Here is a 24,638-nt window from a genome sequence, read left to right as displayed (position 1 = left end):
CATTGGACTTGCTCAAACTGGTTTCTTCGTCAGTACGTCCAATGAAGAGATCATTGGCATCACTCAAGCAGATTCTGCGGTGAGCACGCCGAATGAGAGCCACATTGGACTTACTCAAACTGGTTTCTTCGTCAGTACGTCGAATGAAGGGCATATAGGCATCACTCAAGCAGATTCTGCGATGAGCACGCTCAATGATAGCCGTATTGGACTTGCTCAAAGTGATTTCTTCGTCAGTACGTCGAATGAAGAGCATATAGGCATCACGTAACCCGATTCACTCTTAGTTGATGGCTTTTTTTCTGAACAGTGCTGCACCGGCAGCAATAAAGAATACAGTCAAAATCCCCGTCACAGCGAAGCTCTGAATGATTTCCCGTCCCGGTTCCAGACCGGTCAGCCACTGCGCATTGCGTGAATTAAGCTGCAAAGGACTCCACTCTTGTATGACCGGCACAAGTTCACCGAGGAATAAAAGACCGACAAATCCCCCGACAGCGAGCAGCGGAGCGAAAGTCGTTTCCAGTATCACTGCTGACAAAAGCAGTAACGCCAGCAGCATCAAGCCAAAGATATACATGCTGACTGTAGCCAGCAGCAGCCCCTCCGTGGAACTGTCAGGAAAATAGTAATACGTATAGCCAAGTGTGATCAGGGCGCTCATCCAGTAAAACAGTGTCCAGCTCAGGTAAAGCATAGCCAGTTTAGCTGAATAGATCGAGAGTCGAGGCAATCCTTTGGTCACCATATGAACCAGGGTCCCTTTTTCATACTCTCTGGCCATCAGCGGACTGAAGACAAGGATCATAACCACTAGCCCCATCTGGTTGACATTGGAGAAAAACTGGACCCATGAATCCACATGTGTCGGTTCCTGCAGGATGATCGTAATGTTCTCATCCATCAGACTTTCCAGCAGTTCTGGCAGAAATTTAGCACTTAACGGACTGAGTATCCCGATAATGGCAAAAACGATAAAAAAGATGAATAATTTATAGTTTCGTGTATGTTCAATGAGTTCTTTTTTTAAAAACGCCAGCGTCCCTCTCATTTGATCGCCTCCAGAAAGACTTCTTCCATCGTCGGTTCTATTCTTTCGATTTTCTCCGGAACGATAGCTAATCGGGTAAGGATCTCCATAATGGAACGTATCGCCTGTCTGCCCTCTGTCGTTTCTCCTTCTACAATGCTGTCTTTTTGGCTAATGTTAGAAAAAAGCGGGTTATGCGCCAATGCCTCTTTGACCTTCTCCGCATCTGCAAGTGTTTCAAGGGTAACACTCCACCGTTTCGAGGAGAGACGGCCTTTCAGTTCACTCACCGAGCCTTGTGTAACGATTTTCCCCTTGTCTAAAATAGCGACTTCATCACAGACGGCTTCCACGTCGCTGAGGATATGCGTGGAAAAAACGACGGTCGTTTTTTCCTTCACCTTTTCCAGAACAGAAAGAAGCTGCTTTCGCCCGATCGGATCCAAAGCAGACGTCGGTTCATCGCAGATCAGAAGCACAGGATCATTGATGAGGGCCTGAGCGATACCCAGACGCTGCTTCATGCCGCGCGAATAGTTACTGATGCGTTTTTTGGAGTCTTCAAGCCCTACCATTGCAAGCAGGTCAGTAATTTTCTGATCGCCGTTAGGATATGTAGTCCCACTGACATCCAGGCTCAACTGCATGTATTCCCGTGCCGTCAGAAACGAATAGAACTCCGGCACATCCGGCAGATAACCGACAAAGCGGTTCGTCTTCGTGTCCCCATAGATCACCGTTTCTCCGTTAACTTTCACTTCTCCGGATTCTGCTCTCAGGAGCCCCAGGACGATATTCATCGTGGTCGTTTTACCGGCGCCGTTTTTTCCGATAAAGCCGAAGACTGACCCTTTTTCGACCGAAAAAGACACATCATCCAGTACAGTCTGTTTTCCAAACGACTTCTTTAACTGGCTGATCTCCAGTACAGCCATCAGTCTTCTTTCCTTCCAAAGATAAGGTATAAAATCGGGCCAATCAGGTTCACAAATATAATGACCAGCGCCCAGACGATTTTATTGTTCCGGTCCAGCCGCTCATTTTTCACCAAATGCAGTAAAGCCGTGATCATCAATGTGACCTGCAGTATTAAAAGCGGGATAATGATAGGTAAGTAGGCCATGATATCTGGTAGTGCCATAGTATCGTCTCCTTTAACTTTATTATGTTCTAATTTAACCATGAAATCCCTTTTTTTACTAGGGACCAGAGACCGATTTTCGGTTGCGCACAACCTTACTTTTTGTAAGCAAACTAATTGCTTTTCTTTCAGAATTGAGAGAAAATAAAGGATGTAAGATAATATAACTGGAGGAATTCAAACATGAATTACGCATACGAAGAAAAAAGTTCTCACTCATACCAGGACACACTGGATAAACTGAAACAGGCCATTGCCGACAACTCATTCGGCGTCCTTTACGAAGTGAACCTGAAAGATAAAATCGAAGGTAAAGGGTTTGAGTTCGATAAAAACTTTACTGTTTTAGATGTCTGCAACCCTAAACTGGCTAAAGAAGTGCTGGACGAACAGATTGAAGTCGGCTATTTCCTGCCATGTAAAGTCGTTGTCTATGAAAAAGGCGAAGACGTTTATGCCGGCGTACTGAAGCCGACTGTACTCATCGATATGGTCGATAACGATTCACTGCATGAAGCGGCTGTCAAAGTGGAAGATATCCTCACAAAAGCTGTTAAAGCTGCAGTATAATAACCATTTAATTTGAAAAAGTGCCGGCGGGTCTTCCCACCGGCACTTTTTTTATCTTATGCGTGCTCTGAACAGCCCGCCTGATAAATCTTCGTCGTCTTCATGATCCTTTGCCGTCGTGATATAAAGATACTCATTATCCTTGCCTCCGATACAACAGGACGTTACATTCGTCACGGGCATCGGAATCTCAAAAATCTTCTCTCCTGTATCCGAATCCCACTTGCAGACTCTTCCGCCGCCGTATTCAGCGATCCAGATATCATCACATTTATCGACACACAAACCATCAGGCGTACTGTCTTCCAGCTGGATCAGCACTCGTCCATTCGCTAAGCGTTTTTCTTCCACATCATAGTCATACTTCGTCACCGTCTTTTCTGTCGAATCGATATGATAAAAAGCTTTGCCGTCACGTGACCAGCCTAATCCGTTGGACAGCGAAAGATCTTTCAATAGGACTTCGGATTCGCCGTTTTCAAGGACATAAAGGGCTGCGGCATTTTTTATGATATCATTCTGTCCCATCGTCCCGACAAAAAATCGTCCTTTAGGATCGAGTTTCCCGTCATTATACCTTAACCGCTCGTCCTCATTCGGATGCGCTACAAATGTCCTTTCCCCCGTATCAGGATCGATACGGTATATGCCTTTTTTCTCTGCCGAAATCAGCATCCCTTCGTCATCGATAACAGCTGCCCCAACAGGTCCTTCCGTTTTGAATGTTTTCAACTCTGTCGTCTTAACATCCAGCTGATAAATGATCTCATCCGATATCGATATAAAGTAAAGACGTTCATTCTTATCATCCCAGACAGGACCTTCAAGTAGTGAACTGCCAGCGTAAAAGACTAATTCTGGTTCAAACATATCTGCCCGATACATATCGTCTACTCCTTTAATTATTGTAATTTCTTTCACTATACACCAGAAAGAAACATTTTTTCTAGTTTTAGCTCTTATAGCGTTTATGTAGTATGATGAAAGGGTAGAATACAGCGCAGAAAGAGGTAGATCATGAATCATAAAAATCCCACCATAACTTATAGTGTCAATGATTTGATCGATACATCGGAGCTCATGGCTCTTTATAAAAGTGTTGGGTGGACCGGTTATACGGATCATCCGGAAAAAATGAAGAAGATTCTCCCGGGATCTCTTCATTATGTCAGTGCCTGGAAAGATGATCAGCTCGTCGGGCTGATTCGAACGGTTGGAGATGATGCATCCATTCTCTATATCCAGGATATCCTTGTGCATCCAGAACATCAGCGTCTGCAGATCGGCACGACTCTGGTCAAAAAAGTCCTTGATTCATATGCTCACATCCGGCAGATCGTCTTGCTGACCGATGATACTGAAAAAACAAAAGCATTTTACGCCTCGCTGGGTTTTCACTCTGGAGAGAAGCTTGATAGTGTCGCATTCATCAAAATGAATTGGGAAGCCTGAACTCCTTAACCCCTTCTGCATCACTGGTAGACCGGCGAACTCTGCCTACTCTTACCAGCTCCCGTTGATGTTTATATTTGAGTTGAGAAGCCTGGCATTCCGCATACATACTCGCTGCCAGGCTTCTTTTTGAGCGGGTAAGCCTGGCTCTGCGCTTGCCCGCTTGTCTGTCAGGTGATCATTGAGCTGGTAGACCCCGATCGTTCTTTACCTATTCAGTGACATTCTGATCGATAAGCTGGCAGGCCTGGAACTTCGCTTACTCGTTCAAACGACTTTTCTATTTGAGTCGGTAGGCCCAGTTCATGGAAAAGTTTAAGCACGATTTACTCTCCTTTCATTTCCCCTTGCTGTTGAGCCATTTTGAAAAATTAAAAATCTGTGTTACGCTTATATAGGCGATTTAAGACTTTCTGAAATTTTCATGAAAATTATAGTCTTTATCAATACACATTCAAAATCAATCAACGGAGGGATCATTTTTATTAAGAAAACAACACCATTAAAATTAGCTTCCATAGCTTCTGTATCCTTGTTAGTCACAGCATGCGGCAGCGATGATTCAGCTGAAAGCACAGATATGAATATCGGTGAACAAATGGAATATACCATTACCGGAATAGAGCCGGGGGCTGGTCTTACCGGCTTGACACATGATGCCATCGCAGAATACGACAGTTTGAACGGCTGGGAACTGCAGGACAGTTCGACAGCCGGGATGATGACCGAGCTGGAACAGGCTTATGAGAACGAAGAACCTATTATTATTACAGGCTGGACCCCACACCAGATGTTTGAGATGTACGACCTTAAATTCCTTGAGGATCCAGAACTGGCTTTTGGCGAGCCTGAAGACATCCATTCTCTGGCACGCATGGGACTGGAAGAAGATAAACCTGAAGCGTATGCCATTTTAGATAATTACGAATGGACGATCGACGACATGCAGCAGGTGGTTCTCGAGGCCCAGGAATCCAGTTATGAAGAAGCTGGTCTGAAATGGGTAGAAAACAACCAGGATATTGTATCGGAATGGACAGAAGGTGTCGATCAGGTCGACGGTGAAGCATTCGAACTTCTTTCAACCCCCTGGGATACCGAACGTGGTTCAGCACATATGATGAAAGCCGTACTAGAACAGCAGGGATATGACGTGACTTTGACGAATGTAGACCCCGCTATCCTGTTCAAAGCAATGGCCACAGGCGATGGTGACGGAACTGTTGCGCCATGGTTACCGGTCACTCACGGTGCCTTTATGGATGAATACGGTGAAGACATCGATGATCTAGGACCAAATATCAGCGGAACTGTATCCGGATTAGTAGTCCCAGAATACATGGATATCGATTCCATCGAAGACATACCGGCAAACGAGTAAATCACAATTGAGAAGGATCGGGAAAACTCTTCCCGATTTTTTTTACGGAAAATTTCAAAATAGTCACGATATAACGTATAAAATAATAAAAATGGAGGAATTGGATGAATAAAACAACTATAAAATTAGTATCTTTAGCTTCAGTCTCACTATTAATGGCAGCGTGCGGGAATGATGACACCGCTGCAGAGGAAGACACGACTGTCTTTGAAGAAATGGACTACACGATCACAGGGATCGAACCTGGTTCCGGCATTACGGAAAGCGCACGAAACACCCTGGATACTTATGACAATCTGGATGGCTGGGAGCTCCAGGAGAGTTCAACTGGCGGTATGATGGTGGAACTGCAGCAGGCTATTGAAAACGAAGAACCGATCATCATTACCGGCTGGCAGCCTCATTATATTTTTGAGATCTATGATCTGAAGATACTTGAAGATCCCAAAGAAGGTTTTGGTGCTGCAGAAAACATCCACACCATGACCCGTACTGGTTTAGCAGAAGATATGCCCGATGCAACGGCTATATTAGACAATTTTGCTTGGGAAACGGAAGACATGCAGCAGATCGTCCTCGATGCTCAGGATGTTCCTTTTGAAGAAGCGGCTCAGACCTGGTACGACGAAAATCAGGATCTAGTCAGTGAATGGACCGATGGTGTGCCTGAAAGTGACGGACAGGAGATCGACCTAATCTCAATGCCCTGGGATACCGAACGCGCCTCAGCGCATGTGATGTCATTGACCCTTGAAAATCACGGATTTGACGTCAATGTCACAAGTGTGGATCCTTCTGTTTTATTCCAGGCTTTAGCCATTGGCGAAGCAGATGCTACTGTAACCCCGTGGCTGCCGATGACTCACGGTGCCTTTATGGAAGAATATGGAGACGACCTGGTCGACTTGGGTCCTAACCTTCCTGGAGCAAAATCTGGTTTAGTTGTCCCTGCCTATATGGACATCGATTCCATTGAAGATATCCCTGCCAAGTAATCATAGTCCGACCGACAATGAAACAATATCTTTATTACTCAAATGAAAAGCAGTGGTTTTTCACTTGTATACTAAAAAATGCTTATTATTTTATAAGACAAACTATTTATGATAACATTAATGTGTGCGTGGAAAGTTTCTTGAAGAGATAAACCATTATATATTTTATTATTCAACATAAAACCCACTAAATACAGGAGGAATTTTTATGAAAATGAAAACACCCATTAAGCTCTTATCACTTGCATCAGCGTCACTATTACTCGCAGCATGCGGCGGCGAAGATACTACAGAAGACAGTGATGCCAGTATCGGAGAACAGCTAGAATATACGATCACAGGGATCGAGCCGGGTGCCGGTATTACAGAAACCACTGAACGTGCCTTGGAAGAGTATGACAGTCTTGAGGGCTGGGAGCTCGAAACCAGTTCGACAGCTGGTATGATGGGACAGCTGGATTCAGCTATCGATAACGAAGAACCCATCATCGTGACCGGTTGGACGCCTCACTATATGTTTGAAATGTATGATCTGAAATTCCTGGAAGATCCGGAAGGCGTTTATGGCGAAGCAGAATTCGTTCATACGATGGCCCGTGAAGGCTTTGAAGAAGATATGCCCGAAGCCTATGCAATTCTGGAAAACTTCTCTTGGGAAGTCGAGGACATGCAAAGTATCATGCTGGAAGCTCAAGACGTAGACTTCGAAGAAGCTGCGGCTAACTGGATCGAGGAAAACCAGGATACTGTTGACAGCTGGACAGAAGGCGTGGATGAAGTGGATGGACAGGAAATCGAACTCGGTTCGTTCCCATGGGATTCCGAACGTGCCTCTTCAGCTGTGATTTCTCAAGTGCTGGAAGAACATGGATTTGAGGTCAATGTCAATAATGTGGATCCTTCTATCCTCTTTCAGGCACTGGCTCAGGGCGAAGTGGACGTCACTGTCGCTCCATGGCTGCCAACGACTCAAGGGGCTTACCTTGAAGAATACGGCGATGAGATCGTCGACATGGGTCCTAATATGGAAGGAACGGTCATTGGTCTCGTTGTTCCGGAATATATGGACATCGATTCGATCGAAGACTTGGAACCCGCAGAATAAACACTATAAAGCAAAAAGGTTCAGGAAATTACTCCTGAACCTTTTTTTATTCGACTATGTTGAGATAGAGTTTGGATGTGATGCGGTAAATGATCCAGTAAATCAGTGAATACCCCATAACGACGCCTATTGTCGTCAGCAGGAACAAGGTGTTGCTCGTGATGCCGAACAGCAAGAGCAGTTTCTGGACGATCGGATAAGCAAAAGCCGTGTGCAGGGCAGCAGTTAGAATGGGCAGAGTGAACATCCAGAGTATCTGGGAATGTGTGGCCTGTCTGGTCGTCTCTTTGTCCAGTCCGACTTTCTGCATGATCTGAATGCGCTCCCTGTCTTCGTACCCTTCTGAGATCTGCTTATAATAGGTAATAAGTACAGCACCGATCGTAAACAGCCCCCCCAGGAAAATCCCGATAAATAAGAAGCCGCCGTTCGTACTGTACCATTCTTCCCGGTTGCCGTCTCTGGATTCATAGAACAAGCCTATTGGATAGTCATTTTCTCTCAGTTCTTCATGAATGAAACTGGCATACGCCATGCTGTTCTGACTGCTTTCAAGCGACCAGAAAAAATCTGCCGAAAGCGTGACAGGATATTCGGCCAGCTCACTGTTATACTGAGCCCTGATGGTATCCAGAGTACTGTCGTCAGGTGTCACCAGCAGGATCGGATCGATGAGCTGACTCATTCCGTTCATGACACCAGGCATATTATTGATCTGCTTCAAATCGAATGCCTTATCGAACAGGGTGAGTGACTCTCTTTCCAGATCAGGATCAGGGGCATAATAAAGCAGTTCGTCCCCGCGTAGCGTGACAGGGTCTTCAGCCAGCCGGTTGTAGTCATCCACAGGCATGATCAGCACCATCAAAGGTATCTCGCTTACACCCTGGAAATCCTTGAATGCCAGTGTTTGCCCCTCCATCTCTCCCCAAAGTGTCACATAGCGGAAAAAGTACTGATCTGTCATCGTATAGCCTTCATCGCTGCTCAATTCATTCAAATCTCCTTGAACCGTTTGGATCGCACTTTTCAGCTCTCTACTGTTCATCTCATCGTCTGTCATGATCGAAAGATTATTTTCTTCAGGGAAACGATTGTTTAAGGTCTCTTCTGTCCCGGCATAGAGCGTAATAGTTGTCGATACAGCAATGATCACCATGACCGACAGGATACTGATATTTGCCAGACCGACAGCATGCTGTTTCATTCGATAAAGCATCCCCGATATGGATATAAATGGACCTGGTCTATAGTAAAATGCCTTGTTTCGTTTCAATGCCTTTAATATAACGATCGATCCCGTTGTAAACAGGAGATACGTTCCTATGATGACGAGCAGCACAGCGATAAAAAACTGAGAGATCGCACTGATCGGATTATCGATCGTCAGAGAGATGTAGTACCCCGCTCCCAGAGAAAGCACGCCGATGACAAAAAGAATCGGTGAACTTTTCGGTTCTTTCTCCCCTTCTTTGCCACCTTTCAGTAACCGGATAGGATTCGAAAAGGTCACTTGCGCAATATTATATAAGAGGGTCAGAGTGAAAATCCCTATGAAAAGCAGGGCAGTCACACCAGTCATTCCCCATGATGTGGAATAACCCACAGCATTTGGAAGGTTCAGCAGATAATTGAGGAACAGGAAACTCAGACGGCCGAATAAGACCCCGACAAGGATTCCCGCAAGGATACTCAGCCCGCTCACCATGATGTTCTCGATGACTAATATATGAGCCACATGTCTTTTTTCAAGCCCCAGCACGCTGTACAGACCGATTTCTTTCTTACGCCGCTTCATCAGAAAGCTGTTGACGTAAAAAATAAAGATAACGGAGAATAGGCCGATGACCACTGTCCCCATGCCAAAAAGAGTCGGCAGTGTGGAGGAGCGCTGTCTGACAAAGTCATTGGTCATCAGACTGGCCATCATCTGAAATAAAGCGACCGATAAAACAGACGAAATACTGTAAGGAATGTATAGTTTCCGGTTCGACTTTATATTCCGCCAGGCCATTTTAGAAAAAAAGCTGATTTTCATATCACACACGTCCTTTAGATGACACCAGGAGCGATTTTGAGATGCTGTCGATAAAGGCATCCGGTTCTTTGTCCCCGCGATAAAGTTCATGATAGACTTGTCCGTCCCGTATAAAGAGTACCCGACTGGAATAACTGGCCGCCCGTGCACTGTGCGTGACCATCACGATCGTCTGACCATTCTGATGCACATCTGACAGGATCTCCATGAGGTTCTGTGAAGATTTCGAATCCAGAGCCCCAGTCGGTTCATCCGCCAGAATGACTTTAGGTTGAGTGATCAGTGCTCTCGCTACAGCTGCTCTCTGTTTCTGACCACCGGATACTTCATAAGGGTAATTATTCAGCAGATGCGCAATCCCTAAACGTTCAACCAGCGGCTGCAGGGCTGTCTCCATTTCATCCACTGCCTTTCTTGAAAGGACCAGCGGGAGCAGGATATTATCTTTTAAAGTAAAGTTATCCAGCAGATTGAAATCCTGGAAAATGAAACCGAGCTGCTCTCTTCTGAACCTTGAAACCTTTTTATCTTTAATAGAAGATAAAGGCTGGTCATCCAGATATACTTCACCCTCTGTCGCGCTGTCTAAAGTAGAAAGAATATTCAGCAGAGTCGTTTTTCCGGAACCGGATTCCCCCATCACCGAAATGAATTCCCCTTTTTCCACTGAAAAGTTTACGTCTTTTAACGCCTCTGTTCCTTTTGAACCCAATTTTGATGTGTATACTTTCTTTAAATGTTTAACGTCTATAAATGTCATGTTTGTTTCCTCCTTAGCTATAGTCCTATCATACTTCGGATCCAAAGCGCCAGCATTCATCTAATCTTACAAAAACGAAAAGAACCTTACAGAATTGTAAGATTCTTCTTTATCCGGCGGTCAGTCAAACAGATCCCATGATTTTTCACCAAAATCAATGATCGCTTTGGTTCCTTTTCCTGGTTCTGATTCAATGGTCAAGGCATGCCCCAGACGCCGACAAATCTTTCTGGACAAGAACAAACCCAGCCCCGTCGACTTACTGTGCAGCCTCCCGTCAAGCCCAGTGTACCCTTTTTCAAAAATCTTCGGCAGGTCTTCCTGCCGTATGCCGCTGCCGGTGTCTTCGATGATCAGTGTCTGTTCATCTTCAAAACGGATACTGATCTCACCTGCCTTAGTGTATTTGAGACTATTGGAAACCAGCTGTTCGATCAGGACTTCCAGCCATTTTTTGTCAGACAGGACGGTCTGCTCCGAGGGTTCATATTCCACGCTGATATCCTTGTAGATAAAAAAGACCGCATACTTTTTCAAGATCACTTTAATGACATCAGCAACGGCTATTTCCTCGAGTTCCAGTTCTTTCCCGCTGTCTTCGAGCTTCAGATAATTCAAGGCCATATGCGTGTAGTCATTGACTCGTATCAGTTCCTGTTCCAGACGAAGCCCATCTTTCGTTTCGGGATTTTTCTGCAGGAGCAGGCTCATGGCAGATATCGGTGTTTTTATCTGATGCAGCCACAGAGTAAAATAGTCCATCTGGTCTCTGTCTTTTTCGACTGTTTCCTGCTTGAACGACTGGTATTCTTCATACAGCTCCTGATACTTCTCCTGATAAAGAGCATCGATCGCGTTGAGCTTTCTATTATCATTTCGCGCATCCGATCCGAAACGGACGGATTCTGCCTCCCGGACGCGGTTCAGATACTGTATCCACTGAATGATCAGGGAAAGAATAAAAAAGAATGACGACAGCTGTACACCATACCAGAATAAGGAAAATTCACTTTCTGTAAAGAAGATGAGGAGGGCAAAACTAATCATTATCGCTGAGAATAGAAAAAACTGCGGCGCAACTGCTTTAACGAAAGGACTGACCCAGCGTTTCCAATCCGGTCTTCCTGATCCTTCATTCCATAATGGCATAGCCGACACCCTTTTTCGTCACGATGAAATCCTCTTTCCCTAGGGCCTTCAGTTTCTTTCTGAGGCGTGCGATATTGACCGCCAACGTGTTGGAATCAATAAACGATTCATCTTCCCACAACTGCCGCATGATCAGTTCTTTAGATACATACTCGCCTTTATGCTTGAAAAGGATCTCCATTATCAGCATTTCGTTTCGGGTCAAAGACGCTTTATTATCCTGATAGACAAGGTTCAGCTCCGATGGCTTCAATATCACCTGACTGGCTGAATAAAAATGATCAGTGTCGGAAAAATCATAGGTGCGTCTCAGCATGGCTTGTATCTTGGCGACCACTACCGTCAGCTGGAAGGGCTTCTGGATATAGTCATCCGCCCCCATCTGAATGGCCATGACCAGATCCATGTCGTCGGTTCGGGAAGAAATGAAAATGACAGGGACTTCAGAAATTTTCCGGATCTCCTGACACCAGTGATAGCCGTTATAGGCCGGCAATTGAATATCCATAAGAACCAGCTGAGGTTTGATTTGAATAAAGGAATCCAGTACAGCAGTAAAGTCTTCCTGTTTATGTACATCATAGTTCCACTTGATCAGTTCTTCCTGCAAGGACGATGCGATCACATCATCATCTTCTACGATCATTATCGAAAACATCTTTTTAGGCCTCCCGTTTCATACTAAGTACAGTATACCATTACTTTTATGCATAAGAATCAGCCTGCAGTCTCATTTTCCGGAAATACTTCCTCAGACCCATCCATTCCTGTAAGCGCTGTGCTATACTGAATGAAAGACTGAAGGAGGAGAATGAATCACATGAACCATACATATGAAACTCTGCGTATCAAGCTTGAACGACTGGTCGAAAAAGAAAAGTCCGCTGAAGAACGGTTCCGGGATAAGGAACGCGACTACACGGATGCCAAAGTCGTCTTTCAGAAAGAAAAGGAAGATGTGGAAAGACTGGAGGCCCAGTCTTTCACTACCTTTTTAAGAACGGTGATCGGTACACATGACAAGAAGCTTTATGAAGAAAAACAGGAACAGATCCAGGCCAAACTGCGACTGGATCTAGCTTCGGCTTTGTATCTGGAAGCCCGAGAAGAACTCACCCGAATCATCGATGAAATCAGTCGGCTTAAAGAGGAACTGGAAGCACTGAAAGAAAAACTGAGAGCAACAGATCCGACGTTCCAGGAAACACTTTCTCAAAAAGAAGAACAGCGTCTTGTAATGGAGGCCGAGATCCGTGAGATCAGCGAAGCGCTGAATGCCGGTCAGAGTGTCTTGAACAGTCTCGACTCGACCCTGGAGAAACTGGAGTCCGCTGACTCATTAGCCACATGGGATATGTTCACCGACAGCTTTCTCGTTGACATGTTCAAGTATGACAAAATCGACAAAGCTGAAGAAGAACTCTTCTATCTGGAAGGGCTGATCGAACGTTACAAGAAAGAACTGAAAGACGTCGATCTGCACAATGTCTTGGATTACGAAAGTCTCGGTGAAATGAGACGGGTATTCGATGTCTTCTTTGACAATGTCTTTTCTGACTGGAGTACAAAAGATACGATCCAGCGCAACATGGATAATCTCGATACGATCTATATGGAAGTCGACCGTATCCAGAAACAGCTCCAGGAACGTCGTTCAGAATTAGGGAATCAGCTGGAAGAACTTCAGTTGTATTATTAAAGACAAAGCAAACAGCGGGCGATCTCAGTTATTTCTGAGACCGCCCGCTGTTTTGTCTGTTCATGATGGTGAAACTGACCTCTTCAGGTCAGTTTCTTCGCTTTTAATGCACGTGATTCTGCTTATCAGTAGTATAAGATTCTTTAGTGATCTCATTGGCAGTGCTCATACTCATTCTGTGCCGAGTACGTCGAATGCGTGCTTCATTGGCCGTGCTCACGTTGATTTTCCCCTGAGTACGTCGAATGGGCGCTTCATTGGCAGTGCTCAAACTGTTTTTCCCCTGAGTACGTCGAATGCACCCCTCATTGGCAGTGCTCACAGTGATTTTTCCCTGAGTACGTCGAATGCGCGCTTCATTGGCCGTGCTCAAACTGTTTTTGTCCCGAGTACGTCGAATGCGCCCGTCATTGACCGTGCTCGAGCTGATTTTCTTCTGAGTGCGTCGAATGCACCCGTCATTGACCGTGCTCGAGCTGATTTTCTTCTGAGTACGTCGAATGCGTGCTTCATTGGTCGTGCTCAAACTGAATTTGTCCTGAGTACGTCGAATGCGCCAATCATTGGCAGTGCTCAAACTGAATTTATCCTGAGTACGCCGAATGCGCGCTTCATTGGCACCATTCCGACCGATTTTCTTGAGAACATTCCAACATTTTGACTCTCCAGTTTATTCGGTAAGATTCAACGCCTCCGCTAACTGCACTCATGAAACTCTTACCAGGGCAGCGGACGGCCTTTTATTTCTTCGATCCACAAGCCTCTCAAGTCCTGAACCATCTTTTCAGGAAGCAGATCCTGCGAAGCTGAAAGGTTATGCAGCAGCTGCTCACTGTTTCTGGCTCCCGGGATAACGGTTGATACTTCTTTATAAGACAAGATGTATTGTAAAGCCACTCGGGTCATCGAAGCATCTTCCCCAATGATTTTGCGCACTTTATCGACCAGTTCGGCACGTCTTTCAATATCTTCCCTGCTCCAGCGGCTTCTGATTCCCTCAAATGTACTGTTTTCATCATACTTGCCTGTCAGCCAGCCCGAATCCAGAGGTACTTTGACGACCAGGCCGACGCCTTCATTATAAGCACGGCTCATTGCATTAAGGGGTTCCTGATGAAAAATATTGAACATGACTTCAATGATCTGACTGTCTGTTTTATCAAGGATCTGGTTGACTTCTTTGCCCGTATCCACAGAAGCTCCGTATGCTTTGATTTTCCCCTGCTTCTTCAGTTTCTCAAGTGCCTGAAACTGCGGTGACTGCTGATCCAAAGCTGACAGCGGCGGATTATGCAGGAGCAGACTGTCTAAGTAATCGGTGTCCAGACGTTTCAGACTGCCTTCCACTGATGCAATCAAGTCATCCGGATCAAAACTCTGTTCATCATTCGCCTGGTGTCCGCACTTGCTGCTGATCACTACCTGTTCTCTGTTTTCTTTCAGAGCTTTACCTAAAAGTTCCTCACTTTTTCCCAGACCGTAATTCGGTGCTGTATCAAAAAAGAAACAGCCATTCATATGTGCTTCATGGACCAGTCGGATCGCTTCGTCATCGCTCATCCGGCCCCAGTCGCTCGCATTACCCAGCTGCCAGGCGCCAAATCCCACTTCAGATACTTCTATACCTGTATTTCCCAACATACGCTTCTTCATTCTCTTTTCACTCCTCATCATATTTACTCTCTACTTCTAATGATACCGCTCACAGCCCAGTGAATCCACTAAGACACAGTAAAATTAGTTTAATCACTTACCTTCAAAATGATTTTCCCCGTATTCTCATTGTCTTCCATGATGCGATGCGCTTCCGGCAGCTCTTTAAAAGGAATAACCGTATGGACGACCGGTTTAAGTTGCTTTTCCTTAAAGAGCGGCATGGCGATTTCTGCGAATTCCTTAGAAAGCTGGGCTTTATACGCATCACTGCGTGGGGTAAGCAGCGTCCCTTTGAGCGCGATCCGTTTTTTCATCAAGTCGCCTAACGACACTTCAGCCACTTCACTTCCGCCAAGCGTCCCAATAAGGACCCACCGGGCATCCACCGCACAGCTTTCCAGATTCATCTCCCAGTATGAGGCACCGATGAAGTCTAAAATGACATCTACTCCGGCTCCTTCGGTCACTTCATTCACGCGCTCGTCAAAAGATTCTTCCTTATAGTTGACTAACACATGCGCCCCCAGCTCTTTCGCCTTCTCCAGTTTCTCAGGGTGACCGGCTGTTGCAAAGATCGTTGCCTGGCTCAGCTGACTGGCGAGTTGTATGGCTGCTGTTCCGACTCCGCTCCCTGCCGCATGGATCAGAATCTTCTCTTTTTCTTCCAGTTCACCCAGCCAGTAAAGGGTCTGATAGGCTGTCAGAAAGACTTCCGGGATCGCCGCCCCTTCTTCAAAAGTTAGTTCATCCGGTAAGATCATGGCCCGGTCAGCCGGCATGATGACATATTCACCGTATCCCCCATGGTTGACCAGTCCGCACACCCGGGTCCCTGCATTCAAATCAGGATCCGTCGACTGGTTTTCTGCGACCACTCCACTGACTTCGATGCCTAGAATCGGATAGGGTCTACTCAGGCCTGTATTCTGCCGGGTCAGTGTATCGGTACGGTTGACACCGGCCGCTTTCACTTCTATAAGCAACTCTCCTTGTTTCGGTACTGGTTTTTCCACTTCTATCTGCTTAAGGACTTCTCTGCCTCCTGGTTTTTCAATGCTCCATGCTCTCATTTCACTCATCCTTTTCTTTCACTTTATTTATAAAATCTTCAACGTCTTTAGGCGTATGTAGCCAGACCACTTTTTTGTCACTGGAAACCCTATCAAGCTTCTCTAAGATTCCCGGCCGCTGGTCTTCAGGAAAATGCCAGATCCATTTATAAAAATCCAGATCAACATGTTCTTTATTTCCTTCACACATATCCGGACGCCGCTTGTTCCGGTACTGCAAGGCGCGTTTCATGACACGATAGAGGCACAACGTACGTTTAAAATCCAGAAATATGATCATATCGGCCGCATCGAGCCGGATATCCAGCGTCCCTCCGTAATTGCCGTCAATGATCCACTCGGGCCGTTTAACCAGGTCTGTTTGGATGACACGCTGTTCTTCCTTAGACGTCATTTCCCAGTTCGGCTTCCAGTGCAGCACATCCAGATGGTAAACGGGCAAGCCGGTCAGCTCTCCCAGACGTCTAGCCAGCGTCGACTTGCCTGAACCAGATGAACCGATGATCGCGATCTTCTCCAATGAAACCACCTCTCTTATCCAGTATACTAAAGTTGGAATCCTTTCCCTAATCATACTCATTTTCAGTATCGTTGACAAAAAGTAAGGGTTTGGTATACTTAAACCACTTCGAATTCGAGATAAAAGGAGGACGATTACCTAATGAAACAAACGCCTGGTATCCACCATATTACAGCGATCGTCGGACATCCGCAGGAGAATGTCGATTTTTACTCAAAAGTTCTTGGACTCCGATTAGTCAAAAAAACAGTCAATTTCGATGATCCAAAAACCTATCACTTATACTTTGGCAATGAAAAAGCACAGCCGGGATCCCTTGTCACCTTTTTCCCATGGCCAGATTCAGAACACGGGCGCATCGGCGGGGGGCAAGTCGGGCTAACGACCTACGCTGTTCCAGCAGGCAGTCTGGATTTTTGGGAAGACCGCCTGCTCAACAAGGAGATTCCGTTTAATAAAATCAGTCGATTCGGCGAGACCTACCTTCAGTTCGAAGATCCCCACGGCTTGAAACTCGAACTCGTTGAGCGCGAAGAAGGGCCACTGAACAGCTGGTCGAATGACGGCGTCCATCCTGATGTAGCCATCAAAGGATTCGGCGGTACCATACTGTATTCCACCGAACCGGAAGAAACCATTAAAACCCTGACCGGAACCTTAGGACTGCGACAAACTCATGAAAATGAGCAGTTCATTCGCCTTAAAGCTACTGGAGATATCGGCAACCTTATCGATGTACAAAAAGAAGCCCAACCGCTTGGGCAGATAGGTGTAGGGACCGTGCATCACATCGCCTGGCGTGCCCAAAACGAGGCTGACCATAAAGACTGGCATACGTATGTCTCCGCCCTTGACCAGCAGGTGACAGAGATCAAAGACCGCCATTACTTTAAATCCCTTTATTTCCGCGAAAACGGCCATATCCTGTTTGAGATCGCCAGTGATACACCCGGTTTCACTATAGATGAAGAAGCCGATCACCTCGGTGAATCTCTCAAACTACCGGAACACTATGAAGCAAAAAGAGAAGAATTAGAGAAAACCCTCATCCCACTAAACCATTAAGGAGTGACCATTAATGAAACACCTATTTAAAAAAGGCTCAGACTTGACGAATACCACCCTGCTGCTGCTCCATGGGACAGGCGGTTCTGAAGAGGACCTGCTTCCCTTAGCAGAACATGTAGATCCAGAAGCCAATGTGCTGAGTGTCAGAGGAAACATCAACGAGAACGGCATGTCCCGTTATTTCAAGCGTTTGAGACCTGGTGTCTTCGATGAAGAAGACCTGAAATTCAGGACCCGCGAACTGAAAGACTTTCTGGACGATGCAGCAGATGAACACGGTTTTGACCGCAGTAAAGTTGTTGCTGTCGGCTATTCAAATGGAGCCAACATCGCCGGAAGCCTTCTCTTACATTACAGTGATGCCCTAGCCGGTGCCATCCTCCACCATCCCATGGTCCCTTTAAGAGGACTGTCGCTGCCTGATTTAAAGGATCGACCTGTCTTTATCGGAGCCGGAAAGAACGACCCGATTTGTCCGGCGGAAGAATCAGAAGAACTCGAGCAGCTGCTCTCTGAAGCAGGCGCCGACGTCACCTTACATTGGGAAAATCATGGCCATCAGCTGACTGGCACAGAAATCGATGCCGCAGCCGACTGGTATAGAAACAACAAAAATCGCCTGGATTAACAGGCGATTTTTTCTTTTATTCAACTTACTGTCCTATTCTGACGATACGCGCTCCAAAAGGCAGCAGGGCGAGTTTAGCCTGCTTAAAATGCTGGAGCCCGAATGGAATGCCGACGATAGTCAGACAGAACGCTGCACCCATCGTCACTTCTTCGACCACCAAGGCAAAACCGCCAAGCACGAGCCACAGGACATTGAACATAAAGGAAACGCCCCCGTGTCCGAATTCGATATCCTTACCAAAAGGCGCTGCCGCCATCGTCGAGAATTTAAAGCACTGCCTCCCGATCGGCAAGCCCACGATTGTGATCGACCAGAGCACTCCTAAGATCAGCCAGGTAAAAAAGCTGATAAATCCGCCAAAAATAAACCACCCGATATTACCCAATAATTTCAAACTCTTCTTCCTTTCATATTAAATCAACTGATCTGTGGTGGACGCTCGTTCTGATTATCTGACTCCTGAAAATCCGAGTGCTGCCACTGATACAAATACTCAAAATCCTTTTCATCCAGCTCGAAGTCGAAGACATCAAAATTCTCTTCGATCCGGTACATATGTGCCGACTTCGTCAAGGGTACGGTGTCTAGATCCATACAAAAGCGCAACAGGATCTGAGCCATCGTTTTGTCGTACTTCTGAAGCATTTCTCGTACCCGATCCTCTTTTCTCAGAACACTTAAAGGGTTCAGCGGGGAATAAGCCTGCACGACGATCCCCTGCTCCCTGCAGTAGTCTCTCACTTCATCCTGTGTGACCCCCGGGTGAATCAGCAGCTGATTGACCATTGGTTTAACTTCCGCATGGTTAACCAGATTTTCTAAATGGTTGATGGAAAAATTGCTGACACCGATTGCTTTCAGTTTCCCTTCTTTATAAAGTTCTTCCATGGCTTTCCACGTTTCTCGATTATCTTCAGCCCAGTCTTCGCCATGTCCTTTGACAACAGGCCAGTGAATCAGATAAAGATCCAGATAATCCGTGCCCAGTTTTCTCAGTGATTCTTCCACTTCACGTCTCACGTTATCATATCCATGTGCACCATTTCTTAGTTTACTTGTTAAAAAGAGCTCTTCTCTTGGAAACCCGCTTTCTCTAAGTGCCTTCCCTACTAGTTCTTCATTCTGATAGGCGGCCGCATTGTCAATATGACGAAAACCGACTTCTATTGCTTTTAACACCGATTTAACGGCTTCATCTTCATTTGTGTTCTGCCACATGCCAAACCCCAACACCGGCATTTTAAGTCCATTGGCTAAAATTACATTTTCCATTCCAATTCCCTCCGCTTCCTGAATCCTGACTTGATTTGTGCAAAGTCTATCTATAACTAGTATACTATAGATAAAGATTCTATCCTATTAACACCATTCAAACATCTAATAGAATTTATAGGGAGGAAGAAATATGTCATTAATTGATGAACTGACAAAAAAACTGGAGGCAAAGCAGGATCGGCTTATTGAAGTAAGACGCTATCTTCACGCACATCCCGAACTGTCATTCCAGGAAGAACAGACAGCCGCTTATTTAAAAGATTTTTATAAGAATGTCCCTGTCGACAGCATCGAAACAGATTTCGGTGGGAACCGCGGGGTAGTTGTAAATATTAAAGGCGGAAAGCCCGGTCCACGACTTGCTTTACGTGCCGACTTCGATGCCCTTCCCATTCTGGAAGAAACCAACCTGCCTTTCGCTTCCCAGAACAAAGGTGTCATGCATGCCTGTGGTCACGATGGACACACAGCCTATATGCTTATCCTTGCTGAAACATTAGCCGAAATGAAAGACCAATTGAATGGCTCAGTCAGGATCATCCATCAGCCAGCAGAAGAAATGCCGCCGGGCGGTGCAAAAAGCATGGTCGAAGCTGGTGTTTTGAACGGCGTGGATGCTGTCCTAGGCGTTCACTTGATGTCGGCTATGGAAACCGGAAACGTTTATTACCGGAGCGGTCAGACTCAGACCGGCCGTGCAAAATTCACACTGAAAATCCAGGGAAAAGGCGGTCATGGTGCCATCCCGCACACCGCTAATGATGCCATCGTTGCCGCCAGTGCCTTCGTAATGAATGTTCAGACGATCGTCAGCCGCCGCGTCGATCCCTTTGATTCTGCCGTGGTCACGATCGGTTCATTCGACGGTAAAGGGCAGTTCAATATCATTAAGGATGCGGTGGAACTCGAAGGGGACGTCCGCACACTTTCCACTGAATCCAGAGCACTTGTCGAAGACGAAGTTAAAAAAATCGCCAAAGGGATCGAGTCTATGTATGGTGTCCAAGCTAAGCTGGATTATGTGAATGACTACCCAGTCCTTGTCAATGACGAAGAAGTCACCTTGAAAGTAAAAGAAGCGATCGAACAGGCAAATATACCTGAAATCAACGCCGTTCTGGAAACAGGACCGATCGCTCCTTCGGAAGACTTTGCCTATTATCTTCAGGAAAAACCCGGAACGTTCATTTATGTCGGTGCCAAGCCTGAAGGTAAGGAAGGCTTTCCGCACCATCATCCTAAATTCGAAATCGATGAACGCAGCCTGCTCATCAGCGCCAAGGCCATGGCCGCAGCCGTCGCTTCCTATCTGGGATGAATCCTTCATAAATCAAAAGCTCTCAAACGTCATGTTTGAGAGCTTTTTTGTGCAATCATCCTTAAAAACGAGTTGAATGCCAAAGTCCTTCTGCTGCATATATCCGCATGGTAACCTGTTATCTATTTGGTATACTGAATAAAGTTATGTTCAAAAAGTAAAATCGGAAGCATGTTCTTCGGAACATGCTATCTAAATTGTAAATAGTTGCAGTAAATACTCTCGTTGTTAAATGTCAGTATTGAAATTGATGTGTTCGGTAACTTGCAGAACGTATGGGGACTGAACCTACCGAACCTAGGTATGTTCGACACTTTGAGTACATACTATACTTACTATGTGTCGAAGTTTGGCTTAGTTCGACACTTAGAGATGAATGGAGTAATCTTAACTACCGAAATCGACTATATTCGGCTATTAGATATGAACTATCATTTCCTATCTACCGAACCTAAGGTATCTTCGACACTTAGCAGTCTTTCTTATCTCAGAACTTACCGAACTTCGAGCACTTCGGTAAGTTCTACCTTCTATCCGTTTCCTAAGTACCAAAGTTACATAATTTACGTGCTTTTGTTTAGAAGCAGAAAAAATAAAGAATTAATTTTGAATTTTTGACAGATACACGGCTTTATCCTTGTATATATATGTGAAGGAACAAAGGAGGGGAATAGTTTGGCAGAAGATGAATGGATAATTAAAACAATCAAAAAACGAAACGAGCAGGGTCTTGAAGAGTTGATCCATAAATATGGCGGCTTATTAAAATCCATCATTCAAAAACAACTTTATGCACTCCCTGGTCATCAGGATGAATGCTTAAACGACGTTTTTCTGGCCATCTGGAACAACATCGAACAATACGATGTATCAAAATCAAGTTTCAAAAACTGGATAGCTGTTATTGCAAGGTACCGGTCTATCAATACACTGAAAAAATACAGGAACGAGTTAAAGACCGTCAGCTGGGAAGAAGCGCTGGAAACAGAAAATGTACATAACGACAACCCTTTATCTCAAGAATTATGGGAAATTAAACTGGAAGAATTGTTGGCTCCCCTTAATGAAAAAGATCATAAGCTGTTTAAAGATCTCTTTGAATCACAAGATTCGACTGACGTGATTGCTGAAAAACATGGGTTAAGTCGAGGCGCTTTGTACAGCCGTTTCTCCCGGGGCAAATCAAAACTAAGACGACACTTCGAAAAGAAAGGAGAGTCAAGAAATGAATAATGATAAAAAAATTTATCGCTTACTTAATAAAATCAAGCTAGATACGAGTAAATACGAAGAGCGTACTATATCCGAAGAAGAGAAAAACGAGCTCTTCTATTCTGTAAAGCACAGACTCGACCATTCATCCACTGAGCAACCGAAAAATTCCAGCTGGAAAAGACCTGTCCTGTTAGTTGCCGCTGTACTTTTTCTAGCGTTTCTAGGCCTTCGGACTCCTCTCGGCCAACGTGTTCAAGCCGCAACATACTCATTTTTAGAAAGCTTCCGCTATACCCTAACTGATGCTTTAGGTATAGAAGAACGGACAACTGACGAAACACGTATAGCCGTCGATCAGGTTCAGACAATTGGAGATGCTGACATAAAAGTTGAAGATATGCTTATTTTCGATGATTTATTACTCATCAACATGCTCGTTGATTTGGGTGAGTCTTTAGAAGACAATCATTTTGGAGGGATAGAGAATAAACTTCTTTCTATAAATGGAAAAGAAGTCACTGACTCGATGTTAAGTTACGGAACAACAGTCAGCGAAGACGAGGCTGTTCATAACCGAATATTAGTTATAGACCTCGATGAGGATTTTTCAATGACCGACAATTACAACATAGAACTAACCTTGGAAGATCTTTTCATTACTGATATGAAAGACACTGCCAAAAGAGACGAACGTGTACCACCCGTTGAAGGGAGAGCTACATTTTCTGTTGATACGACAAGGGAAGGACTACAGAAACACACAAATAGCTATTCGATTAATCAAGAGTTAAACACTGATCTCTATGGTTATTCCATTAAAAGCTTAAACACACACCCACTCTTCAGTTTCATTGAAATAACTTCAGGCGACTGGACCGATATACCGTTTGAAGTAATTGAAATACGCGGAGAAGATAACCGGGGTAATGAGCTACTATTTACTCAACACAGCTACACGTATAACGGAGCTGAGACTCACTATACTGGACGGCTTGCCCTATCTGAAGAAGATTCTGACATTACCAGTGAGCAAATGCTGGAATCAGAAGAACTTCACCTCCAGTTTTATTCTGCCGAGTTTCCAGAAGATGCGGGCATGCTTGAATTTACTTCTTTTGGAGAACCTTTCACGATCAAACTGAATAAATAATAACCAAAAGTGTATTGTGCAGATAAAGGCACAACACGCTTTCACTACTTTTTTAAGTTCCTCTTCCTCTTTCAATAAGTAGCAATGTATTATACACTACATTTATTGTAGACAATTAAATCGCTCGAAATACTAATGATTCATAAAGAACTTTAAAGGAGAATTATAACGATGAAAAAAGTTTATATTATACATGAAAACATGGACTGGACAAAACATCTGATCAAACGACTGGAAGAACTCGATGTTCCCTATGAAGACTGGGACTTATCCAAAGGACTTCTTGATATACAAAATATGCCGGAAGACGGTATCTACTATAACCGCATGAGTGCCTCGTCTCACACGAGAGGCAACCGTTATGCTCCCGAACTGACTGACCAGGTTTTATCCTGGCTGGAGCAGAAAGGCGCTCGCGTCATCAATGGAACAGGCGCAGTCGAGCTGGAAGTCAGCAAGCTGAAACAATATCTTGCCCTTGAGAAAGCCGGAATCAGAACGCCCAAAACCATCGGTGCTGTCGGAAAGGAAAACATACTGAAAGCTGCAGAAAAACTGGACGAGTTCCCCTTTATCATCAAACATAACCGCGCCGGTAAAGGACTGGGTGTCCGTCTGCTGTATTCACTCGATGAATTGAAGGATTATATCTATGGTCCTGATTTTGAAGACTCTATCGATGGGATCAGTCTGATCCAGCAGTACATCAGATCAGCGGACGGTCATATCATCCGTTCCGAATTCATCGGCAGAAAATATTTTTATGCCGTCAAAGTGGATTCCAGCAACGGGTTTGAACTGTGTCCGGCTGACGTCTGCCAGATCGGACCGGATGGCGAAGTGATTTCTGAGGAAAGTAAATTCACGATCATCGACCGACTGCCTGAAGACCAGATCGAACGATACGAAACGTTCCTGAAAAACCAGAACATCGATATAGCCGCACTGGAATTCATTATTGATGAAAATGGCGATATTTATACGTATGACGTCAATACCAATACGAACTACAATGACGATGCTGAAACAGCAGCCGGCCAGCATGCCATGCTCGAGTTGGCAAAGTATCTGAAAAGAGAACTTAATCGTATTTAAACTCCAGTCGTTGTCCCACAAATAATGTCAGATCATAAAAAGCTGTGTCATTTTGTATAAACCAACAAAATGACACAGCTTTTTCTATTTTTTCACTAGAATCTTTCTCTCTTTTTCGTGTATGAGTTCTTATGATTCGTTAAAAATTACATAAACTTTTATTATGTTCCCTTTGCATGATAATAGATGAGTCGAAGGGCACATAAAGCCTATTTGCGTGCCCTTCACGCTACAATCGAAGTCACGAAGGGCACTTAAAGCCTATTTGTGTGCCCTTCACGCTACAGACAAAGTCACGAAGGGCACTTAAAGCCTATTTG

27 protein-coding genes are annotated in these 24,638 nt (G+C 45.0%); 14 read left to right on the top strand and 13 right to left on the bottom strand.

The features are described 5' to 3' along the window. On the top strand, positions 1 to 271 hold a 271-nt coding region (locus BMX84_RS12545; RefSeq protein ID WP_177165548.1), incomplete at its 5' end, for a hypothetical protein. Between the two features lie 12 nt (positions 272 to 283). On the opposite strand, the gene BMX84_RS10375 is transcribed toward BMX84_RS12545, so the two are convergent. The 3 genes from BMX84_RS10375 to BMX84_RS10365 are packed head-to-tail and all read right to left on the bottom strand — an operon-like array spanning position 284 to position 2,171. Continuing rightward, on the bottom strand, positions 284 to 1,051 hold the full coding sequence (locus BMX84_RS10375; protein ID WP_091489473.1) for an ABC transporter permease subunit: 768 nt from the start codon (positions 1,049 to 1,051) through the stop codon (positions 284 to 286). Next, a complete protein-coding gene (locus BMX84_RS10370; protein WP_091489471.1) occupies positions 1,048 to 1,965 on the bottom strand; it encodes an ABC transporter ATP-binding protein in 918 nt (305 codons plus the stop codon). Before BMX84_RS10370 ends, BMX84_RS10375 begins: the two co-directional genes overlap by 4 nt. Next, entirely contained in the window at positions 1,965 to 2,171 is a 207-nt protein-coding gene (locus BMX84_RS10365) for a PLD nuclease N-terminal domain-containing protein (RefSeq protein WP_218142373.1), read from the bottom strand. The genes BMX84_RS10370 and BMX84_RS10365 overlap by 1 nt, the downstream gene beginning before the upstream one ends. A 183-nt stretch (positions 2,172 to 2,354) precedes the next feature. Between BMX84_RS10365 and BMX84_RS10360 the strand changes: the two genes are divergently transcribed. Beyond that, on the top strand, positions 2,355 to 2,741 hold the full coding sequence (locus BMX84_RS10360) for a DUF302 domain-containing protein (protein ID WP_091489469.1): 387 nt from the start codon (positions 2,355 to 2,357) through the stop codon (positions 2,739 to 2,741). A 51-nt stretch (positions 2,742 to 2,792) separates the two neighbouring features. On the opposite strand, the gene BMX84_RS10355 is transcribed toward BMX84_RS10360, so the two are convergent. Beyond that, a complete protein-coding gene (locus BMX84_RS10355; RefSeq protein ID WP_177165547.1) occupies positions 2,793 to 3,626 on the bottom strand; it encodes an SMP-30/gluconolactonase/LRE family protein in 834 nt (277 codons plus the stop codon). Positions 3,627 to 3,758: 132 nt separating this feature from the next. Here BMX84_RS10355 and BMX84_RS10350 point away from each other — a divergent pair, with 132 nt between their 5' ends. The 4 genes from BMX84_RS10350 (at position 3,759) to BMX84_RS10335 (ending at position 7,674) form a co-directional block, all read left to right on the top strand. After that, positions 3,759 to 4,193: a GNAT family N-acetyltransferase gene (locus BMX84_RS10350; protein WP_091489475.1), complete on the top strand. Its 435-nt coding sequence runs from the start codon at positions 3,759 to 3,761 to the stop codon at positions 4,191 to 4,193. Positions 4,194 to 4,617: 424 nt separating this feature from the next. After that, positions 4,618 to 5,574, top strand: a complete 957-nt coding sequence (locus BMX84_RS10345; RefSeq protein WP_091489466.1) for a glycine betaine ABC transporter substrate-binding protein — start codon at positions 4,618 to 4,620, stop codon at positions 5,572 to 5,574. Between the two features lie 104 nt (positions 5,575 to 5,678). Beyond that, positions 5,679 to 6,569 (top strand): glycine betaine ABC transporter substrate-binding protein, encoded by an 891-nt coding sequence (locus BMX84_RS10340; RefSeq protein WP_091489464.1) that lies wholly within the window; start codon positions 5,679 to 5,681, stop codon positions 6,567 to 6,569. Positions 6,570 to 6,777: 208 nt separating this feature from the next. Beyond that, positions 6,778 to 7,674, top strand: a complete 897-nt coding sequence (locus BMX84_RS10335; RefSeq protein ID WP_091489463.1) for a glycine betaine ABC transporter substrate-binding protein — start codon at positions 6,778 to 6,780, stop codon at positions 7,672 to 7,674. A 46-nt stretch (positions 7,675 to 7,720) separates the two neighbouring features. On the opposite strand, the gene BMX84_RS10330 is transcribed toward BMX84_RS10335, so the two are convergent. From BMX84_RS10330 to BMX84_RS10315, 4 genes are all read right to left on the bottom strand, one after another. Continuing rightward, positions 7,721 to 9,712, bottom strand: a complete 1,992-nt coding sequence (locus BMX84_RS10330) for an FtsX-like permease family protein (RefSeq protein WP_177165546.1) — start codon at positions 9,710 to 9,712, stop codon at positions 7,721 to 7,723. 1 nt (position 9,713) lies between these two features. After that, positions 9,714 to 10,472 carry an ABC transporter ATP-binding protein gene (locus BMX84_RS10325; protein ID WP_091489459.1) on the bottom strand — a complete coding sequence of 253 codons (759 nt, stop codon included), beginning with the start codon at positions 10,470 to 10,472 and terminating at the stop codon, positions 9,714 to 9,716. Between the two features lie 120 nt (positions 10,473 to 10,592). Then, a complete protein-coding gene (locus BMX84_RS10320; protein ID WP_091489458.1) occupies positions 10,593 to 11,621 on the bottom strand; it encodes a sensor histidine kinase in 1,029 nt (342 codons plus the stop codon). Beyond that, positions 11,605 to 12,279 carry a response regulator transcription factor gene (locus BMX84_RS10315; protein ID WP_091489457.1) on the bottom strand — a complete coding sequence of 225 codons (675 nt, stop codon included), beginning with the start codon at positions 12,277 to 12,279 and terminating at the stop codon, positions 11,605 to 11,607. The genes BMX84_RS10320 and BMX84_RS10315 overlap by 17 nt, the downstream gene beginning before the upstream one ends. 162 nt (positions 12,280 to 12,441) lie before the next feature. On the opposite strand from BMX84_RS10315, the gene BMX84_RS10310 reads away from it, so the two are divergent. Beyond that, complete coding sequence (locus BMX84_RS10310; RefSeq protein ID WP_091489456.1) at positions 12,442 to 13,320, top strand: coiled-coil domain-containing protein; 879 nt, start codon at positions 12,442 to 12,444, stop codon at positions 13,318 to 13,320. 178 nt (positions 13,321 to 13,498) lie between these two features. Further along, entirely contained in the window at positions 13,499 to 13,981 is a 483-nt protein-coding gene (locus BMX84_RS12440; protein ID WP_143058710.1) for a hypothetical protein, read from the top strand. A 56-nt stretch (positions 13,982 to 14,037) separates the two neighbouring features. Here BMX84_RS12440 and BMX84_RS10300 read toward each other — a convergent pair whose 3' ends face one another. The 3 genes from BMX84_RS10300 to BMX84_RS10290 all read right to left on the bottom strand — a co-directional run bounded on the left by BMX84_RS10300 (position 14,038) and on the right by BMX84_RS10290 (position 16,566). Continuing rightward, the gene (locus BMX84_RS10300) at positions 14,038 to 14,973 is read right to left on the bottom strand and encodes an aldo/keto reductase (protein WP_091489454.1); all 936 of its coding nucleotides are present in this window, start codon (positions 14,971 to 14,973) and stop codon (positions 14,038 to 14,040) included. Between the two features lie 89 nt (positions 14,974 to 15,062). Continuing rightward, positions 15,063 to 16,046, bottom strand: coding sequence for an NAD(P)H-quinone oxidoreductase (locus BMX84_RS10295; RefSeq protein WP_091489453.1), 984 nt, complete (start codon positions 16,044 to 16,046; stop codon positions 15,063 to 15,065). A 1-nt stretch (position 16,047) separates the two neighbouring features. Then, positions 16,048 to 16,566 carry a DNA topology modulation protein gene (locus BMX84_RS10290; RefSeq protein ID WP_091489452.1) on the bottom strand — a complete coding sequence of 173 codons (519 nt, stop codon included), beginning with the start codon at positions 16,564 to 16,566 and terminating at the stop codon, positions 16,048 to 16,050. 141 nt (positions 16,567 to 16,707) lie between these two features. On the opposite strand from BMX84_RS10290, the gene BMX84_RS10285 reads away from it, so the two are divergent. Beyond that, positions 16,708 to 17,631 carry a ring-cleaving dioxygenase gene (locus BMX84_RS10285; protein WP_091489451.1) on the top strand — a complete coding sequence of 308 codons (924 nt, stop codon included), beginning with the start codon at positions 16,708 to 16,710 and terminating at the stop codon, positions 17,629 to 17,631. Between the two features lie 13 nt (positions 17,632 to 17,644). Next, the gene (locus BMX84_RS10280; RefSeq protein WP_091489450.1) at positions 17,645 to 18,262 is read left to right on the top strand and encodes an alpha/beta hydrolase; all 618 of its coding nucleotides are present in this window, start codon (positions 17,645 to 17,647) and stop codon (positions 18,260 to 18,262) included. Between the two features lie 25 nt (positions 18,263 to 18,287). Here the strand turns inward: BMX84_RS10280 and BMX84_RS10275 are convergent, their stop codons facing one another. Further along, positions 18,288 to 18,659 (bottom strand): YccF domain-containing protein, encoded by a 372-nt coding sequence (locus BMX84_RS10275; protein WP_091489446.1) that lies wholly within the window; start codon positions 18,657 to 18,659, stop codon positions 18,288 to 18,290. 23 nt (positions 18,660 to 18,682) lie between these two features. After that, positions 18,683 to 19,537: an aldo/keto reductase gene (locus tag BMX84_RS10270; protein WP_091489444.1), complete on the bottom strand. Its 855-nt coding sequence runs from the start codon at positions 19,535 to 19,537 to the stop codon at positions 18,683 to 18,685. 133 nt (positions 19,538 to 19,670) lie between these two features. Between BMX84_RS10270 and BMX84_RS10265 the strand changes: the two genes are divergently transcribed. From BMX84_RS10265 to BMX84_RS10250, 4 genes are all read left to right on the top strand, one after another. Beyond that, the gene (locus tag BMX84_RS10265; RefSeq protein ID WP_091489443.1) at positions 19,671 to 20,858 is read left to right on the top strand and encodes a M20 family metallopeptidase; all 1,188 of its coding nucleotides are present in this window, start codon (positions 19,671 to 19,673) and stop codon (positions 20,856 to 20,858) included. A 675-nt stretch (positions 20,859 to 21,533) separates the two neighbouring features. Continuing rightward, complete coding sequence (locus BMX84_RS10260; protein ID WP_177165545.1) at positions 21,534 to 22,091, top strand: sigma-70 family RNA polymerase sigma factor; 558 nt, start codon at positions 21,534 to 21,536, stop codon at positions 22,089 to 22,091. After that, positions 22,084 to 23,223 (top strand): hypothetical protein, encoded by a 1,140-nt coding sequence (locus tag BMX84_RS10255; protein ID WP_091489439.1) that lies wholly within the window; start codon positions 22,084 to 22,086, stop codon positions 23,221 to 23,223. Before BMX84_RS10260 ends, BMX84_RS10255 begins: the two co-directional genes overlap by 8 nt. 165 nt (positions 23,224 to 23,388) lie before the next feature. Then, entirely contained in the window at positions 23,389 to 24,318 is a 930-nt protein-coding gene (locus tag BMX84_RS10250) for an ATP-grasp domain-containing protein (protein ID WP_218142374.1), read from the top strand. Positions 24,319 to 24,638 lie beyond the last annotated feature (320 nt).

The organism is Alkalibacterium putridalgicola (genome assembly GCF_900109825.1).
GTDB classification, from domain to species: domain Bacteria; phylum Bacillota; class Bacilli; order Lactobacillales; family Carnobacteriaceae_A; genus Alkalibacterium; species Alkalibacterium putridalgicola.
The sequence above is the reverse complement of the archived record's forward strand: the minus strand, read 5'-3'. Positions and strand labels throughout refer to the sequence as shown.

Bases quoted from the DNA above. Each gene is read 5' to 3' on its own strand.
- BMX84_RS10375 (WP_091489473.1), bottom strand. From the start codon at position 1,051: ATGAGAGGGACGCTGGCGTTTTTAAAAAAAGAACTCATTGAACATACA.
- BMX84_RS10370 (WP_091489471.1), bottom strand. From the start codon at position 1,965: ATGGCTGTACTGGAGATCAGCCAGTTAAAGAAGTCGTTTGGAAAACAG.
- BMX84_RS10365 (WP_218142373.1), bottom strand. From the start codon at position 2,171: ATGGCACTACCAGATATCATGGCCTACTTACCTATCATTATCCCGCTT.
- BMX84_RS10360 (WP_091489469.1), top strand. From the start codon at position 2,355: ATGAATTACGCATACGAAGAAAAAAGTTCTCACTCATACCAGGACACA.
- BMX84_RS10355 (WP_177165547.1), bottom strand. From the start codon at position 3,626: ATGTATCGGGCAGATATGTTTGAACCAGAATTAGTCTTTTACGCTGGC.
- BMX84_RS10350 (WP_091489475.1), top strand. From the start codon at position 3,759: ATGAATCATAAAAATCCCACCATAACTTATAGTGTCAATGATTTGATC.
- BMX84_RS10345 (WP_091489466.1), top strand. From the start codon at position 4,618: ATGAAAATTATAGTCTTTATCAATACACATTCAAAATCAATCAACGGA.
- BMX84_RS10340 (WP_091489464.1), top strand. From the start codon at position 5,679: ATGAATAAAACAACTATAAAATTAGTATCTTTAGCTTCAGTCTCACTA.
- BMX84_RS10335 (WP_091489463.1), top strand. From the start codon at position 6,778: ATGAAAATGAAAACACCCATTAAGCTCTTATCACTTGCATCAGCGTCA.
- BMX84_RS10330 (WP_177165546.1), bottom strand. From the start codon at position 9,712: ATGAAAATCAGCTTTTTTTCTAAAATGGCCTGGCGGAATATAAAGTCG.
- BMX84_RS10325 (WP_091489459.1), bottom strand. From the start codon at position 10,472: ATGACATTTATAGACGTTAAACATTTAAAGAAAGTATACACATCAAAA.
- BMX84_RS10320 (WP_091489458.1), bottom strand. From the start codon at position 11,621: ATGCCATTATGGAATGAAGGATCAGGAAGACCGGATTGGAAACGCTGG.
- BMX84_RS10315 (WP_091489457.1), bottom strand. From the start codon at position 12,279: ATGTTTTCGATAATGATCGTAGAAGATGATGATGTGATCGCATCGTCC.
- BMX84_RS10310 (WP_091489456.1), top strand. From the start codon at position 12,442: ATGAACCATACATATGAAACTCTGCGTATCAAGCTTGAACGACTGGTC.
- BMX84_RS10300 (WP_091489454.1), bottom strand. From the start codon at position 14,973: ATGAAGAAGCGTATGTTGGGAAATACAGGTATAGAAGTATCTGAAGTG.
- BMX84_RS10295 (WP_091489453.1), bottom strand. From the start codon at position 16,046: ATGAGAGCATGGAGCATTGAAAAACCAGGAGGCAGAGAAGTCCTTAAG.
- BMX84_RS10285 (WP_091489451.1), top strand. From the start codon at position 16,708: ATGAAACAAACGCCTGGTATCCACCATATTACAGCGATCGTCGGACAT.
- BMX84_RS10280 (WP_091489450.1), top strand. From the start codon at position 17,645: ATGAAACACCTATTTAAAAAAGGCTCAGACTTGACGAATACCACCCTG.
- BMX84_RS10270 (WP_091489444.1), bottom strand. From the start codon at position 19,537: ATGGAAAATGTAATTTTAGCCAATGGACTTAAAATGCCGGTGTTGGGG.
- BMX84_RS10265 (WP_091489443.1), top strand. From the start codon at position 19,671: ATGTCATTAATTGATGAACTGACAAAAAAACTGGAGGCAAAGCAGGAT.
- BMX84_RS10255 (WP_091489439.1), top strand. From the start codon at position 22,084: ATGAATAATGATAAAAAAATTTATCGCTTACTTAATAAAATCAAGCTA.